Here is a 15,213-nt window from a genome sequence, read left to right on the forward strand (position 1 = left end):
AGCGCACTGACGGCCGCCCGGAAGAGCGCCGCCCCACCCGCCGTCAGCCCGGGAAACGGCCCGTGCTGCGCAGGTGCCAGCGGCGTTCCGCGTAGGCGAGGTCGTCGCGCCAGAGGCGGGCCGCCGCGGCCCGCATCAGCGGACGCAGGGCGGGGGCGGCGGCGCGGGCCGCGGCGAAGCCCGGGCGGCCGGAGACGGCGACCACCGCCTCGACGACCGCGGTGCGCGGCCTGCCGAGGCGGTCGGTTCCGAGCGGCGTGGCATGGGTCTCGACGACGGAGCCCTCCCCCTCGCCGCCGATGATGTGCATGACCACCGTTCGGGGTTCGGGTGCCGTGAACACCGCCGTGACCGGGACGACGACCCGTCCCGCCACCTTGAACGACACCTCGACCGTGAACGCGTCGCCCTCGTCCGCCGTGCCGGGGCCCCCACCGGTGCAAGTGCCGGGGCCCGGGGCGTCGACCACCGCGAGGTCGACGAACGAGTACGGATGGAACCAGGAGCCGTGCCAGGGGTCGAGGCGGTTCGCCACCACGTCCTCCGGCTCGCAGACTCCCGCACCGGTGTACACGGCTGCCACCGACGCCGCCGGCCGCGGCCGTGCCGGCAGCACCGGCCGTTCCAGCGGCTCCTCGCCGCCGGCCTCGTCCAGCCGGACCCATGCGAGCACACCGTCGTCGTACGCCGGGAACGGCTCCCAGCCCGCGAACGGCCCGCCGTCCAGGGCGAGTCCGTGCCAGTGGCAGATGAGTGTTCCGCACCGGACACGGCTGTCGCGCAGGGGCGCTCCCAGGTGAGGGCATGCGCCGGGTCCGGCGACCAGGCGTCCGCCGGGGTCCCTCCAGGCGACGACTTCGACCCCGGCGACGGTCCGGCCGAAGGGGGCGCCCGGCCGGACGGCGCGGGCGTCGCCGAGGACGTACCAGTTCCCCGACGGACGGGCGAGCGCGCGCTTGAGCGCGCTGTCGATCAGTGCCGGGCGGGCGTCCCGCCAGGTGGGCCGCTGGCGCTCCCACACGGTGGCGGGGCGGCGCAGCCGCAGGGGCAGGCGGCCGCGGCGCGGGCCGGTGCCGGGCGCGGTGGGGCGCGTCATACGGCCGTCTCCTCCACGGTCGGTGCGAACGCCTCGTGCCGGTCCGCCCGTCGGGGCCGGACCGGCTCCGCCGGACGGCGCGATGCGGCGAGACGGGCGGCCGCCACCCGGGTGAGACCGTCGAGGGCGACCGCCGCCCGGCGGGCCGGAGCGACGACGGCGCGGCGGTGCACGCACGCGTACCCGTCGTCGGCGACGGCCTTCAGGATGCCGCCGTACAGGACGAACGCGGTGCGGATGCAGGGCCTGGACACCGGGTCCAGCATGGGTAGTCCCGGTGCCGCCTCCCGGTACACGCTCCGGGTGAGCGCGGCAGCGGCCCTGAGGGCCCCGGTGATGCGGGGGTCGCGCCGGCCCGTGGCACGGCTCCAGAGCAGCAGGTTCCGGTCCACGCCGTGCGCGGCGAGCAGATCGGCGGGGAGGTAGACGCGTCCGCGGTCCAGGTCCTCGCCGACGTCGCGCAGGAAGTTGGTCAGCTGGAAGGCGACTCCGAGGGCGGCGGCGTGCGGAGCCGCCTCCTCTCGGGGGACGACTGTGCCGAGGACGGGCAGCATCTGCAGTCCGATCACGGCGGCGGAACCGTGCATGTAGCGGTGCAGTTCGCCGTAGTCGGCGTAGTCCGTCACCTCCAGGTCGCTGCGCATCGACGCGAGGAAGTCGGTGAAGTGGCGGTGGTCGATGCCGTAGCGGCGGGCGGTGTGCGCGAGCGCGTGGACGACGGGCTCCGGGCTGCGGCCGACGCGCAGCCCGGAGTCGAGGCGCTCCGACAGCCGTCGCAGCGCGGCCGCGCGCTCGGCGGTGGTGGCGCCGCTGTCGAGGTCGTCCACGATGTCGTCGGCCCAGCGGGCGAAACCGTACAACGCGTGGACGGCGGGGCGGCGTTCGACGGGCAGCAGCCGGGTGGCGAGGAAGTACGTCCGGCCGTGGCGGGCGTTGAGCCGGCGGCAGTCGGTGTAGGCGGCGCGCAGATCGGGGTCGGTGATCCCGGCGGCGTCGAGTTCCCGGCGCGTCATGCGGTACCGCCTTTCGGAGTGCGGAGGGTGTCGGCCGGGGCCCTGCCGGGCCGGGCCGTACCGGTGCCCCCACGGCCGTTCGCGGAAGCGGGCGGACGGTGCGCCGCGCCGGCGGTAGGGTGCGGTCCCTTCGCGGCCCGGTGCGCACCCGTGATGCGGGCGGCGGCGAGCTTCCCCGAGATCAGCACGGTGGGAACGCCGACTCCTGGCGTGGTGCCGCAGCCCGCGACGACGGCGTTCTCGGTGCCGTTCACGAGGTTGCGCGGCCGGAACGGTCCGGTCTGGGCGAAGGTGTGCGCGACGGAGAACGGGGTGCCCGCGGCGTGGCCCTGACGGGTCCAGTCGGCGGGCGTGACCAGGCACTCCTCCTCGACGGCCGCGTCGATACCGGTGAGGCCGCGGCGTTCGAGCTCGGCGAGAAGACCGGCCCGGTAGCGGGGGGCCAGATCCTGCCACTGCGCCGCGCCGGGGCCGACCTCGGTGTTGGGACAGGGGGCCAGGATGTAGTGGACGTGCCGGCCGGGCGGTGCCAGGTCCGGGTCGGTGGCGGTGGGCCGGGTGATGAGGAGGGACGGGTCCGTCATCAGGTGCCCGGTGCGCGTCAGTTCGCGGAACGTGCTCTTCCAGGCGGCGCCGAACGAGATGGTGTGGTGCGCCAGGCCGGGCCAGGTGCGGTCGGTGCCCGCGTGCAGGACGACCGCGGACGGCGAGTGGCGCAGCTTGAGGGGCCGCCGGGGCTCGCGGCCGAGGAGCCGGTAGGTGGCCGGCAGGTCGGGGGTGAGCACGACGGCGTCACAGGGCAGCCGCTCCCGGTCGGTCACCACGGCGGTGATGCGTTCGCCGGTGCGCTCCAGCCGCGTGACCGTCCGCCCGTACAGGAGGGCCGCGCCCGCGTCGGCCGCGGCACCGGCCATGGCGCTGGGCACGGCGTGCACTCCGCCCCTCGGGAAGTGGACCCCGGCGACCGTGTCCATGTAGGCGATGACCGCGTAGGCGGCGAGGGCCCGGGACGGGGCGACTCCGGCGTAGAGGGACTGGAACGAGAAGACCCGGCGCAGCCGTTCGTCACGGAGGAAGCGCCCCACCCTGGCGTCGAGCCGGCCGAAGCCGCCGAGTGCGGCGAGACGGGCGAGGTCGGGCGTGAGCAGTTGCAGCGGCGAGTCGAAGTTGGCGTCGATGAACCGGCCCATCTGCACCCGGTACAACCTCTCCAGCCAGCCGCGCAGACGCCGGTAGCCGACCGCCTCGCGCGCGCCGGCGAAGCGCTCGATCTCCGCCTCCATGGCCTCGGGCCGGGTGTGCACGTCCAGGACGCTTCCGTCGGCGAACGCCGCCCGGTACGCCGGGTGCAGCGGGACGAGTTCCAGCCTCTCCTCCAGCGTGTCGCCGACCGCCGCGAAGGCGTCGGCGAGGAGACCGGGCATGGTGACGACGGTCGGTCCCGTGTCGAAGCGGTAGCCGCCCTGCTCGATCCGGCCCGCCCGGCCCCCGGGCAGGAGGTCGCGCTCGACGACGGTGACGCTGCGGCCCGCGCCGAGGAGGTGCAGGGCGGCGGACAGGCCCGCGAGCCCGGCTCCCACCACCACGACGTGGTCGGTGCGGCCCCTGACGGTCCTCATCGGCTGCTCCTGTCCGCTGTCGCAACCCACGGGCGCCGCGCGGCCGGTCCACCGCCCGGTCGGACACGCCGGGCGGCCGGGTGCGGATGGGTCACGGGGTTCGCGGGCGCGGCGGCGGGGGTGGCGGGAACGGGCCCCGGCGCGGCGGCCGTCGGCGTCGCGGGAGCGTCCGCGGCCGAGCGCACCGGCCCGTCGGCCGCAGACGTGGCGGGAGCTTCCACGGGCGGCCCCACGGCTGCGGCCGACGGCGCCGGACGGGCGGGCACGGACGCTCCGCACGGCCCCGGCCCGGCGGACGCGGCGGACACCGCCGCGTCAGGCGTCACGCCGTCGTCCGCGGCCGGGATCACCTGTGCGGCGGATGCCTCGGACGTGGCCCCGGCCGCGGGGACAGGCCGCCCGGCGGGCGGCGCTTGCGCCGCCGAACTCGGCGGTACGGCGGGCACCGGACCGGCCGTGGAACCGGTGGGGGCGGCCGCCGCGGCCAGCAGTGCCCGCAGCCGACGTGCCGGGGCCGGCTCCAGGGCGGCCGCGGCGAGCCGGCGTTCACCGGCCGCGAGCAGCCGCCCGATCCGCTTCTCCACGGCCTCCAGGGCACCGGTGTCCGTGAGGACCTCACGTACCCGCAGCAGCCGGTCCTCCGTCAGATCCGCATTGCCGAAGGCACCTTCGAGGACGGCCAGTGCCGCGCGGTCCCGGCGGGACCCGGCCCGGGCCCGGGCGACCGCGACGAGATACGTGGGCTTCCCGGAGCGTATGTCGTCACCCGACGGTTTGCCGGTGAGGAGGGGGTCGCCGAAGACGCCCTCGATGTCGTCGCGGAGCTGGAAGGCGGTACCGGCGTACCGGCCCGCCGCGCACAGGTCGAGGACCGTCCGCGGGTCGGCACCCGCGACCGCCGCACCGAGGGAGAGCGGCCTGGCCACCGAGTACAGAGCGGTCTTGAGGCAGGCGGTGAGGATCGCCCGGGCCGCGGATCGGGAACCGGTCGCCTGCCCGTGGAGGTCCAGGTACTGGCCCGCGACCATCTCGGTGCGCATGGCCCGCCAGTTCTCCAGCACGCCGTTGCGGACGGCGTCGCCGCCGAAGTCCGTCCCGGCGACGATGTCGTCGGCCCAGGCGAGGGCGAGGTCGCCGGCCAGGACCGCCGCGGAGGACGCGAACGGGGCCGCCGCGGTGGCCGGTGACACGGCGGAGGGGTACCGGGCGGCCAGCCGGGCGTGGAACGAGGGCCCGCCCCGGCGGCGCGGCGAGCCGTCCATCACGTCGTCGTGGACGAGCGCGCAGGTCTGGATCAGCTCCAGCGCCGCGGCCGTGCGGAGCGCCGCGGGCGTCTCCGGCGCCGCTCCGCCGCAGGCCCGCATCGCCCACCACAGGAAACGGGAGCGCATCCGCCTGCCCCCGTCCAGGGTGAACCGTGCCACGGGCGCGGCCACGTCCGCCGCGAAGTCGCCGTCGAGTACGGCGGCGCCCGCCACCCGTTCCCTCAGCAGGAGGTCCAGCTCCCGTCCCACCGCAGCGGGTACGTCGGCGTCCACAGCGGCGGGTACGTCGGCGCCCCCCGCCCCGCAGGAGGGCCCGTCCGTCCCACAGGTCGGGGCCGTCTCACGGTTCGGAACCGTCCCCGGGTACGGGGCCGTCCCGGGGTTCGGCCCGGTCGGGGTCGGTGTGTGTGGCCCCGGTCGGTGCATGCGATCCTCCGCGTCGGTCGGTTGCTGTCACTCGTCCTTCCGCGGAGGGGCGGCGTTCGGATGCGCCCGGCACGGCGCGCGGCGGGGAGGCCGATGCCGACCAGTCGACCACGCCCAGGCGCGATCCACGGCAGCACACGGGCGGACGGGAGCCCGCTTCCGCCCGATTGCCTCATTCGCCGTGCGCCGGGGCCGTCCCACGTCCCCTCGCCCGCGTCGGCGGCCAGGCGCTCACGATCCGGTGCCGGGCGGCACCGGACACCGGCCGTCTCCACCACCCGGACGCGGCCTCGCGGCCGCCCACCCCGCCGTCCGGCCCACCACCCGTACCGGGCGGCGCCACGGTCCCGGCCCGCGGCGGCTCAGGGCGCCGACCGCCCGCGCCGACGCTCCTGCTCCAAAGCCGCAGGCTCTCGCTCCGCCGTTCGGCCGCCCAGGCGGCGAACTCCTCGCGGGGCACGAGGAAGCCCCGCGGGCAGCACGTCGACGTCCGGCAGCCCGGCGACGAACCGGGCTGCCGCGTGCGAGGTCGGGTGGCGGGCCGTCGTACGGCTCCTCCCCGCGGCGCGGGCCAGCCCTTCCCGGTAGGTGTCGGCTTTCACGTACCGGACCCGGTCGCCGAGTGCGGCGGCGCGGTGGCACATGGCCGAGAGCACGAGGTGGGCCTCGGCGCGGTGGAAACTCCGCCGGCGGAACGCGGCACGGGACTCGATCACGACGATCGGCCCGTCCTCGTCGGGTCCGTCCACTCCGGGCCCGGTGAAGCGGGGGCCGAGCCGGGCCCCGAAGAGCAGGTGCGCACGGGGCCTACCGGGCGGGCGGGGGCGTTGTGCACGACCGGACATGGACGCTCCTGTCAGCGTGGGAGCAGTGCCTCGACGACGTCCACCGCGGAACCCAGGCCGTGCAGCCGCAGGGACCCCGGGTACGCGCCGCCCGCCCAGCCGGGTCCGGCGAGGAGCACGGAAGTACGCTTCCGCGCGCCCTTCACGCCCCAGTGGATGCCGGAGACGATCCGCACCAGCGACCGGTCGGCGGTCGACCGGGACTGGGCCCAGAGCACCACGGCGGCCGGGCCCAGACGGCGTACGGCCTCGTGGAGCGCGTCCGCGGGCAGTGCGGGCCCGAACATCCGGGCGGGCAGACCACGTTCCCCCAGCGCCGCGGCCAGCGCCTCGACGGGAAGGCTGTGCTGCTCGCCGGGTACGCAGGCGAGCAGCACGGGCGGCGCGTCGGGCCGTTCCGCCGCGGCTCGTACCCGGCGCAGCGCGGACGACACGTGCCAGGACAGCAGATGTTCGACCTCGACGTAACGCTCGCCGGACGTCGCCCATTTGCGCCCCACGGCGTGCAGGGTCGGGGCGATGACCTCCTCCCAGGCGACGACGAGACCGTGCTCGGCGAGCACGGCGTCCAGCAGGGCGTCGACGGCCGGGGCGTCGAGACGCACGGCGGCGCGGGCCAGCCCCCGGCATTCCTGCCGTACGTCCCCGAGGGGCAGGGCGTTGGGTCCGCCCGGCGTGTGCGAGGCGGGGGCGTTGTGCTGCCCGGTCGGCGCGGCCGGTCCGCGGCGCAGCGTCGTCGCGGGGGTGCTCATCGCCGCGCGCGCGGCCTCGGCGGGCGGGACGCCCTGGGCGGTGAGCCGGCACATCTCCTCGAGCCGGGCGATGTCCTCGGGCGTCCAGCGGCGGTGCCTGCCGTCCTCGCGCGTGGCGGGGCCGATCGCGTAGCGCCGTTCCCAGGACCGGAGGGTCGTGGGCGCGACACCGAGCCTGCGGGCGACCGCGCCGGTGCTGAGCGCGGCGGTGACACCGTCCTCTGCCGGGCCCTGCGGGCCGCTGTCGGCCTTCACCAGGCCCATGGTACGGCGCGGGGCGCGGCCCACCGCCGCGGCGGACGGGCCGCCGTCGTGGTCCGGGCGGCCGTTCACCGTGCCCGCCCGGCCAGTACCTCCCGGGCCGCGCGGGTCCCGGAGGCCATGGCGCCCTGGACCGAACCCGTGGCCCGGTGGTCGCCGCAGACGTGCAGTCCGTCGGCGATCCTCGTGGTGCGGCTCAGCGGCCACGGCGGGTCCATGGCGGGGAGGGCGCCCCGCACGGTGCGGGCCGCGAGGAGCTCCCAGCCGCCGGTCTGCGTCCCGTACACCTCGGCGAGCACGTCGCGCAGCGATTCCTCGCTGCCGGGGGCGTCGGCGCCGAGCACCGAGGTCGAGACGAGCGCACGGCCGTCGGGCGCGTAGCCCGGCACCACCTCGGACAGCACCGCGGTGTTGAGGAAGCGGCCCGCCGAGTCGAGCAGCAGCGTCGGTTCCCTCAGCGGCGGGGCGGCCGCCGCGTGGTGGTACGTCGTCACCGTGCGGGTACGGGTCGGGTCCACGCGGGGGAGGAGGGCCGAGGCGGTGGCGGCGTCGGTGGCGACCACCACGGAGGGTGCGGTACGCACCGATCCGTCGGCCAGCGTGACACCGCCGTCGGTGACGGCGGACACCGGCGCCCCCGTCTCCACGGTGCCCGCAGGCAGTCCGCCGGCGAGCTGGGCGGGGACGGCCCCGATGCCGGCGGCGGGCAGCGTCATGCTGCCTCGGACGAAGCTGCGCCAGACCAGGTGGAACATCCTGCTGGTCGTGCGCAGTCCGTCCTCCAGGAACACACCGGCGAGGAACGGGCGCACGAGACCGTCCACGACCTCCGCGGACACACCGGCCCGGGAGAGCTCGGTGAGCGTCGTGTGCTCGGGGAGCCCCTTGAGCACACGCGGTGGCAGCAGGGTGTCACGGGCCGTCAGGGCGCCGAGGGCCAGCAGGTCGCGTACCGGGACGCGGCGGCCGGTGACGAGGGCGGCGGCGTCGCGGGGCCGGCGGGTCGGATCGCAGAACCGGATCCTGCCCTGCGGTGTGTGCACCAGGACGCCGGGGGTGAAGGGCCGCAGCCGCAGGTCCGCCAGTCGCAGCCGCCGCTTGACCTGGGGGTAGGAGGTGTTGAACACCTGGAAGCCGCGGTCCAGCAGGAAGCCCCGGCAGCGGTCGGTGCGCATCCGGCCGCCGACCGCGTCGGAGGCCTCCAGCACGGCCACCGAGAGGCCCGCCGCGGTCAGGTCGAGGGCGCAGGTGAGGCCGGCCAGGCCGGCTCCCACGACGATCACGTCGGTGTGCGTCCCGTGGGGCCTCTTCATCGCTGTCACCGTCCTCGGTGTGTGGTGGGTGTGCGGTCGGTGCCGGTGTGCGGGTCGGTCCGGGTGTGCCGTCCGGGAGTCCGGTACTTCACGGCGGTCCGGTGGCCCTCGCCGCGTCGCCGGGTGCGCACCGGCCGCGTGTGGCGCTCGCGCGTGCGGTCAGCGGGTGCCGCGGCCCTCCCTGAACCGGGCCAGTCCGTCGCCGAGCGCCACGATCGGACCGGGGTAGTCCAGCCGGGCACGGTCGGCGCCGGGCAGTTTCCAGGGTTCGTGGACGGCGGATCCTCCGACGTCCTCCAGTTCCGGCACCCAGCGGCGCACATAGGCGCCGTCGGGGTCGTAACGGTGGGCCTGGCGGACGGGGTTGAGCACCCGGTTGGGCCTGGTGTCCGTCCCGGTGCCCGCCACCCACTGCCAGTTGAGCTGGTTGTTCGCGAGGTCGCCGTCGACCAGCAGCTCCAGGAAGTACCGGGCGCCGACGCGCCAGTCGACGTACAGCGTCTTGGTGAGGAAACTCGCGGCCAGCAGCCTGCCGCGGTTGTGCATCCAGCCCTCGTGGCGGAGCTGGCGCATCGCGGCATCGACGACCGGGTAGCCGGTGCGGCCGTTCCTCCATGCCTCGATGTCGGCCCCGGCCTCCTTCGCGGAGCGCCAGCGGTCGTGCCGGGGCCGGTAGTCGGCGGCGGCCGCGTCCTGCCGTGCGGCGAGCACCTGGTGGTGGAAGTCGCGCCAGCACACCTGTCGTACGAAGGCCTCGGCACCCGGCCCGCCGGCGGCCCGGGCCCGGTGGACGGCCTCGGCCGGGGAGAGGGTGCCGAAGTGCAGATGGGGCGAGAGCCGGGACGTCGCGTCGCCCGCCAGGTCGTCGTGGCGCTCGTCGTAGCGGGAGAGACCGCCGCGTGCCCAGGCGTTCAGCCGCTTGCGCGCCTCGCGTTCGCCACCGCGGGCGAGTCCTTCCGACACTCCCCCGGCCTTCTCGGCGTCCGTGCGGGAGGGCACCGGCTCGGAGCGGATCCCGTCGGGCACCAGGACCGTGCGCGGCGCCGCGAGCACGCCCCGGATCTCCTGCTGCGACCAGCGGCGGTGGTACGGCGTGAACACGGCGAAGTGGTCCCCGCCGGACGGGACGACGGCCCCGGGGGCGAGGGCGGTGACGACCGCGTCGTGGACGCGCAGCGTGCGGCCGTCCTCCTCCAGCACGGTGCGCAGCCGCTCCTCGCGTGCGTGCGCGTAGCCGCTGACGCCGGCCGCCATGTGCACTTCGACGGCGTCCGCCTCCCGCGCGACCGCACGGACCTCCTCGACGACGTCACCGGAGCGGACGACGAGCCTCCCGCCCCGTTCGCGCAGTCCTTCGTGGAGGTCGGTGAGGCAGTCGGCGAGGAACGCGCGCCGGTTGGGAGGCGCGAATCCCGCGGCCTCGACGCGGTCGTCCCGTACGAACAGCGGCACCACCCGGTCCGCCGCCGCGAGTGCGGAGCGCAACGGCGGATGGTCGTGCAGGCGCAGGTCGGAGGTGAACAGGACGACCGCGGCGTTCATGGGACTCCAGGCTGGGGCGGATGGGATGGATGGAATGGATGGCGCGGACGAGACGGTCCGGTGCGACGGTGGCCGTGGGCACCGGCCGTCCGGGGCGGCGCGTTCCTCGGGACGTCCGTGTGGACGGGCCGTCCGAGGCGGGCCCCCGGGGGACCGGCTCACGCGCCTCGGGACGCTCCCGTACGGTTCTTCCGCCGGAAGGCGCCTGCCGGATGCACGGCGTCCGGGGCGGCGCGCGAAGTCGCCGGAAGGCGGCGGAAGGTACCCGGGGGTCGCAGGGAGTCGGCGGAAGGTACCCGGGGGTCGCAGGGAGTCGGCGGAGGGTCCCGGAGGCCGCGGGCAGGTCCCGGAGGCCGCACGGAAGTCCCGCCGTGCCGCACCGCAGGAGGGCAGGACGGCAGGACGGCGGTCAGCGGACACGGGCCGACGGGGTGCTGTCCGGCGCGGGCCCGGTACCGTCGGGGCCGTCGGGGCCGGCCTTCGCGGCGGCGCGGGCGATATTGCGTGCCATGCCGCCGAACACGACGGCGTGAAAAGGGGAGACGCTCCACCAGTACACGTGCCCGAGCAGTCCGCGCGGATGGAACAGGGCCCGCTGCCGGTAGCGGCTGCGGCCCCCCTCGCCGCGTTCGGCCCGCATCTCCAGCCACGCGAGACCCGGCAGCCTCATCTCGGCCCGCAGCCGCAGCATCCGGCCCGGTTCGATCTCCTCGACCCGCCAGAAGTCCAGCGAGTCGCCGACCCTCAGCCGTGCGGCGTCCCGCCGGCCTCGGCGGAGCCCCACGCCGCCGACGAGCCGGTCGAGCCAGCCCCGTACCGCCCAGGCGAGCGGGAAGGAGTACCAGCCGTTGTCGCCGCCGATCCCCTCGATGACGCGCCACAGGGCCTGCGGCGAGGCGTCGACGTCGAGCGCGCGCCGGTCGGTGTAGAGACTGCCCCCGGCCCAGTCCGGGTCCGTCGGCAGCGGGTCGCTCGGAGCCCCGGGCAGCGCGGCGGAGGACCACCGGGTGGCGACCTGCGCGTCGCGCACCCGCTGGAGCGCAAGTTCCAGGGCCCGGTCGAAGCCGAGGGGGGTGCCGGGCGGATCGGGGACGTAGCGGGCGATGTCGTGCTCGCGGCAGACCACCTCGTGGCGCAGCGACTCGGCGAGTGGCCGGGCGAGGGCCGGCGGCACGGGCGTGACCAGGCCGATCCACAGACTGGACAACCTCGGCGTCAGCATCGGCACGCCGAGGATGAGGCGCCTCGGCAGCCCGGCCACCTCGGCGTAGCGCCGCATCATCCGCTCGTACGTCATCACGTCCGGCCCGCCGATGTCGAAGGGCCGGTTCACGTCCGCAGGCATCCGGGCGCTCCCCACGAGGTAGCGCAGCACGTCCCGGACGGCGATCGGCTGAACGCGGGTGCTCACCCAGCTGGGGGTGACCATCACGGGCAGCCGCTCGGTCAGGTAGCGGAGCATCTCGAAGCTGGCGGAGCCGGAGCCGATGACCACCGCGGCACGCAGCACCGTCGCGGGCACGGGTGAGCGGAGGAAGATCTCGCCCACCTCGGCGCGGGAGCGCAGATGCGGCGAGAGCTCATGGCCGGGCACCTCCGCGGGCGTCAGCCCGCCCAGGTAGACGATGCGCCCCACGCCCGCCTCACTCGCCCGCCCGGCGAACGCCCTGGCCGCCTCGCGGTCGGCCTCCTCGAAAGACGGCCCGGAGCGCAGCCCGTGCACGAGGTAGTAGGCGACGTCGACGCCGCGCAGCGCCTCCCCGAGCGAGTCCGGGTCCGTGACGTCACCCCGTACGGTCTCCACCCGCCCCGCCCATGGATGGTCGCGCAGCTTCTCCGGCGAGCGGGCCATACAGCGGACCCGGAACCCGGCGTCCAGCAACTCGGGCACCAGCCGGCCGCCGACGTAGCCGGTCGCACCCGTCACGAGACAGCGCGGGCCCTCGGTGTTCCGGCCGTTGCCCTGTCCGCTCATGCGAACCTCCGATTCCCGCGGGCGCTCCGCTGCTGATCCCCTGCCGGTCTGCCCCAGTCACCTTGCCCTCTGCGGAGTGCTTCCGCTCGGGGAGGGACGGCGGATGCGTTGCGGTCCCGCTCGGGGAGGGACGGCGGATGCGCTGCGGTCCCGCTCGGGGAGGGACGGCGGATGCGTTGCGGTCCCGCTCGGGGAGGGACAGCGGATGCGTTGCGGTCCCGCTCGGAAACCGCGTGGGACCGCGCAGCGCCGACGCGGCCGCTCCACCGGTGCCCCGGCTGCTCCCGGCCGACCGGCGGGCCGTCTTCCGCCGTTGCCGCGCGAGCGGGACGGGACGGGGGCGGGAGCGTGCCGGGCGGCGCTCGGGACGGCCGCGGGCAGGGCCCCGGCCGAGGTTTGCGCCACGCACCCCCGGTCAGACGCAGAACACGTACGTGTCGTCGCGTACGCAAGGAGCGGTGGAGGATGTCTGCTGATGAAATGACCGGGACCAACCGCCCGGAAGCCGTGCTGCCGCGCACCCCCTCACAGGCGCGCACCAGGGTGGAGGCGTTGCTGCGGGAGTGGCTGCTCCCCGCCGGCGGGGCTCCCGACGACACGCACGTGGTCGGCGACGCCGTCCTCGTGACGTCCGAGCTCGTGACCAATGCCCTCCGGCACGGCGGCGGTCTGACGAGCTTCGACGTCGAGATGACCGACCAGGGCTGCCGGGTGAGCGTCGGCGACCGCAGCGACCGGCTCCCGGAGCTCGCCTCCTCCCGGGACGACAGCGGCAGGCTCCGCGTCGGGGGGCACGGCTGGCGCGTGATCCGCAGGCTGGCGCGGAGTATCACGATCACCCCGGAGTCACACGGGGGGAAGCGCGTGAGCGTGCTGATCTCTCTGGCCCGAGGCGCGGCGTAGGGCCCGGGCGGGCCGTACCGGCCGGGCGCCCGCGGTACGCGGACGCAACGCGACGTCTTCCCGGACGCCCCGCGACTCCCCGGGTGCTCCGCGGTCTCCGGGTACTCCGTGGCTCCCGGGCACCCCTTCCGCCTCCGGGGTGCCCCGCAGTCGAAACCGAGCCCTCCGCCTCGGTGAACACCCTTCGTGGAGCGGATGTTTACCCGCAGCGACGCCGGTAACGCTCAGTAGTACATGGTCACCGAGGGAGACGAATGCTTACCGACAGATCCCTTGGGACAGATCCCCGCAGAGGAGGAAGTCATGTCGATCAGTGCGCTGGCCATCCTCGGGGTGGCGGCCGTCATGATCCTCGCACTCGCCATGGCACGGCCCGTGCGGCGCGCACACCCCGGGCGCTTCCGTCATCGGCTCGTCACGCCGCGGCTCAAGCCGATGAGCCGGAGCGAGGCCGAGCAGTACCTGGCCCAATGGGCCGTGATCTCGGGCCAGTTCGTGGAGTCGCCCGGCGGGGCGACCATCAGGGCCCATGAACTGCTGGAGACGGTGGCCACCGCGCGCGGCCTCCCCACCGCTTCGCACGAACTCCGGACGCGCGCCCTGGGCACCCTCTTCCCCGGTCACGCCGAGGCCGCCGGCCGACTGCGCGCCGCCTCGGGGCAGGCGGCGGCGGGGAAGGCGGACGCCGAGAGCCTGCGACAGGCCATGCTGGCGGGCCGCGCGCTGCTCACGGAGTTGCTGGCCGCGGCGCCCCGCGTCCCCGACATCGCCTCCGTCCCGCAGCGGGGGGTCCCGGCCGGGCGAGTTCCGCCGCAGCGCTCGGCAACCCTCCATCCGTGAGAGGTCCGTGCCTCCGTGCGATCCGTGCGATCCGTGCGGTCCGTGAGGTCCGTGAGGTCCGTGAGGTCCGTGAGGTCCGTACGTCAGTGAGATCCGTACGTCAGTGAGGTGCGCCGTCAGCCCGTCGTGAGATCCGCTGTTCGACGGCATCCACGCCAACGCGGGAGGCCGCGTGCCCGTGAGGTCCGCCCGTCTCCGACGCGGTTCCGTGGAGAACGGCCCCACAGCCCACGTGCGGCGCCGGAGCGGCGCGTCCCCGACCAGGGGCCGCGCCGCTCCGCACTCCCGGGAGGGCGATCGGGGGCCGGCAGCAGTGCCTCGGGGAACCGCCCGAGACGGACGACACCGCGCGAACACCCTTCGGCCGCTGGGTGAAGAAGGCATCCTTCTGGGTAAGCGGCGTTCTCGAACGAAGAATTGCGCGGGGGTGAACATGCTGTCAGGCGACGTGGCCGGCGAGCGGCACCAGCCTTCGCGGCCCTCGGTGCCGACGGGCGCGTCCGCCGCCCGCGGTCGGGTCGAACGGCTGCTGGAGGACCGTTTCCGGGAAGCGCCCCAAGTCCGGCCGCAGGCCGCGGTGCTGACGGATGCTCTGCTGGTCACCTCGGAGCTGGTGACCAACGCGATCCGGCACGGAGGCGGGGTCACCGGCTTCGCGGCACGGGTGACCGACGAAGGGCTGGAGCTGACGGTGCGGGACCGCAACCCCGCCGTGCCCGTCGTGCGCCTCCGACCGGACGGGCAGACGTTCCCCGTGGGCGGCTACGGCTGGCCCCTCGTCCAACGACTCGCCACACGCATCCACATCACCCCGCTGCGCGAGGGGAAGAGCATCACGGTCCTGCTCCCCCTCGGCCCGCGCTCTCCGGCCTGAACCAGCACGTCATTCAGGCTGATGTGCGCCGGATGACGGCGGTTGCATGGGAAAGCCGCGTGCCGGCCGAACCGCCCAGCTCCCGGGTGCCCCGGCGGGCCACCGACGGATCATCGGCCCCGGAGCAGGGGCCCAGGGACGTCGCGCGACACGTCCGGCTCCCCTGTCGCCCGTGACGCCCGCCCCGCGTCACCACCCGCGGGCGTCCGTGCCCCGCGAGCCCGGGGTACATTTGCTGATGAGCGGCCGGGTCGTCCGCGGCCACCCGTCCGGCACCGCGCAGGACGTGCAGGACACCATGGAGTTCAGTGCCCTGCACGGGATCCGCCGGACGATCGGACCGTGCCGCTGGGCCGGGCCGACGAGGCGTACCGGAAGATGATGTCGGGCAGCGCGCGCTTCCGCATGGTGCTCACCACCGGCTGACGGGCCGGCACCCGGCGATGCGCCGACCCAGCCGTCCCCGGGCCCGCTCCGCGCGAGCCTGCG

At 75.6% G+C, this 15,213-nt stretch carries 11 protein-coding genes and 2 pseudogenes; 4 read left to right on the forward strand and 9 right to left on the reverse strand.

The genetic code is table 11. The annotated features are described in order from the left end of the window. Nucleotides 1–43: 43 nt before the first annotated feature. From FEF34_RS07360 to FEF34_RS07400, 9 genes and pseudogenes are all read right to left on the reverse strand, one after another. Nucleotides 44–1,096 carry a DUF5914 domain-containing protein gene (locus FEF34_RS07360; RefSeq protein WP_138052408.1) on the reverse strand — a complete coding sequence of 351 codons (1,053 nt, stop codon included), beginning with the start codon at nucleotides 1,094–1,096 and terminating at the stop codon, nucleotides 44–46. Then, nucleotides 1,093–2,109 (reverse strand): phytoene/squalene synthase family protein, encoded by a 1,017-nt coding sequence (locus tag FEF34_RS07365; RefSeq protein WP_138052409.1) that lies wholly within the window; start codon nucleotides 2,107–2,109, stop codon nucleotides 1,093–1,095. The genes FEF34_RS07360 and FEF34_RS07365 overlap by 4 nt, the downstream gene beginning before the upstream one ends. Beyond that, complete coding sequence (locus FEF34_RS07370; protein WP_138052410.1) at nucleotides 2,106–3,728, reverse strand: phytoene desaturase; 1,623 nt, start codon at nucleotides 3,726–3,728, stop codon at nucleotides 2,106–2,108. The genes FEF34_RS07365 and FEF34_RS07370 overlap by 4 nt, the downstream gene beginning before the upstream one ends. Then, nucleotides 3,725–5,266: a polyprenyl synthetase family protein gene (locus FEF34_RS07375; RefSeq protein ID WP_325063625.1), complete on the reverse strand. Its 1,542-nt coding sequence runs from the start codon at nucleotides 5,264–5,266 to the stop codon at nucleotides 3,725–3,727. The genes FEF34_RS07370 and FEF34_RS07375 overlap by 4 nt, the downstream gene beginning before the upstream one ends. Before the next feature lie 556 nt (nucleotides 5,267–5,822). Then, a pseudogene (locus tag FEF34_RS07380) lies at nucleotides 5,823–6,264 on the reverse strand (cryptochrome/photolyase family protein); the annotation flags it as partial. A gap of 11 nt (nucleotides 6,265–6,275) precedes the next feature. Further along, nucleotides 6,276–7,280, reverse strand: coding sequence for a MerR family transcriptional regulator (locus FEF34_RS07385; RefSeq protein ID WP_407698345.1), 1,005 nt, complete (start codon nucleotides 7,278–7,280; stop codon nucleotides 6,276–6,278). Between the two features lie 65 nt (nucleotides 7,281–7,345). After that, nucleotides 7,346–8,590 (reverse strand): NAD(P)/FAD-dependent oxidoreductase, encoded by a 1,245-nt coding sequence (locus FEF34_RS07390; RefSeq protein WP_138052412.1) that lies wholly within the window; start codon nucleotides 8,588–8,590, stop codon nucleotides 7,346–7,348. 159 nt (nucleotides 8,591–8,749) lie between these two features. After that, nucleotides 8,750–10,132 carry a cryptochrome/photolyase family protein gene (locus FEF34_RS07395; protein WP_138052413.1) on the reverse strand — a complete coding sequence of 461 codons (1,383 nt, stop codon included), beginning with the start codon at nucleotides 10,130–10,132 and terminating at the stop codon, nucleotides 8,750–8,752. Between the two features lie 409 nt (nucleotides 10,133–10,541). Then, on the reverse strand, nucleotides 10,542–12,107 hold the full coding sequence (locus FEF34_RS07400) for an SDR family oxidoreductase (RefSeq protein ID WP_138052414.1): 1,566 nt from the start codon (nucleotides 12,105–12,107) through the stop codon (nucleotides 10,542–10,544). Between the two features lie 465 nt (nucleotides 12,108–12,572). Here FEF34_RS07400 and FEF34_RS07405 point away from each other — a divergent pair, with 465 nt between their 5' ends. The 4 genes and pseudogenes from FEF34_RS07405 to FEF34_RS42675 form a co-directional block, all read left to right on the forward strand. Then, nucleotides 12,573–13,010: an ATP-binding protein gene (locus tag FEF34_RS07405; RefSeq protein ID WP_234042315.1), complete on the forward strand. Its 438-nt coding sequence runs from the start codon at nucleotides 12,573–12,575 to the stop codon at nucleotides 13,008–13,010. Nucleotides 13,011–13,313: 303 nt separating this feature from the next. Then, on the forward strand, nucleotides 13,314–13,850 hold the full coding sequence (locus FEF34_RS07410) for a hypothetical protein (protein ID WP_138052415.1): 537 nt from the start codon (nucleotides 13,314–13,316) through the stop codon (nucleotides 13,848–13,850). Between the two features lie 433 nt (nucleotides 13,851–14,283). After that, nucleotides 14,284–14,724: an ATP-binding protein gene (locus tag FEF34_RS07415; RefSeq protein ID WP_234043065.1), complete on the forward strand. Its 441-nt coding sequence runs from the start codon at nucleotides 14,284–14,286 to the stop codon at nucleotides 14,722–14,724. Nucleotides 14,725–14,956: 232 nt separating this feature from the next. Next, nucleotides 14,957–15,150, forward strand: a pseudogene (locus FEF34_RS42675) (alcohol dehydrogenase); the annotation flags it as partial. Between the last annotated feature and the right edge of the window lie 63 nt (nucleotides 15,151–15,213).

The organism is Streptomyces marianii (assembly GCF_005795905.1).
Taxonomy (GTDB): Bacteria; Actinomycetota; Actinomycetes; order Streptomycetales; family Streptomycetaceae; genus Streptomyces; species Streptomyces marianii.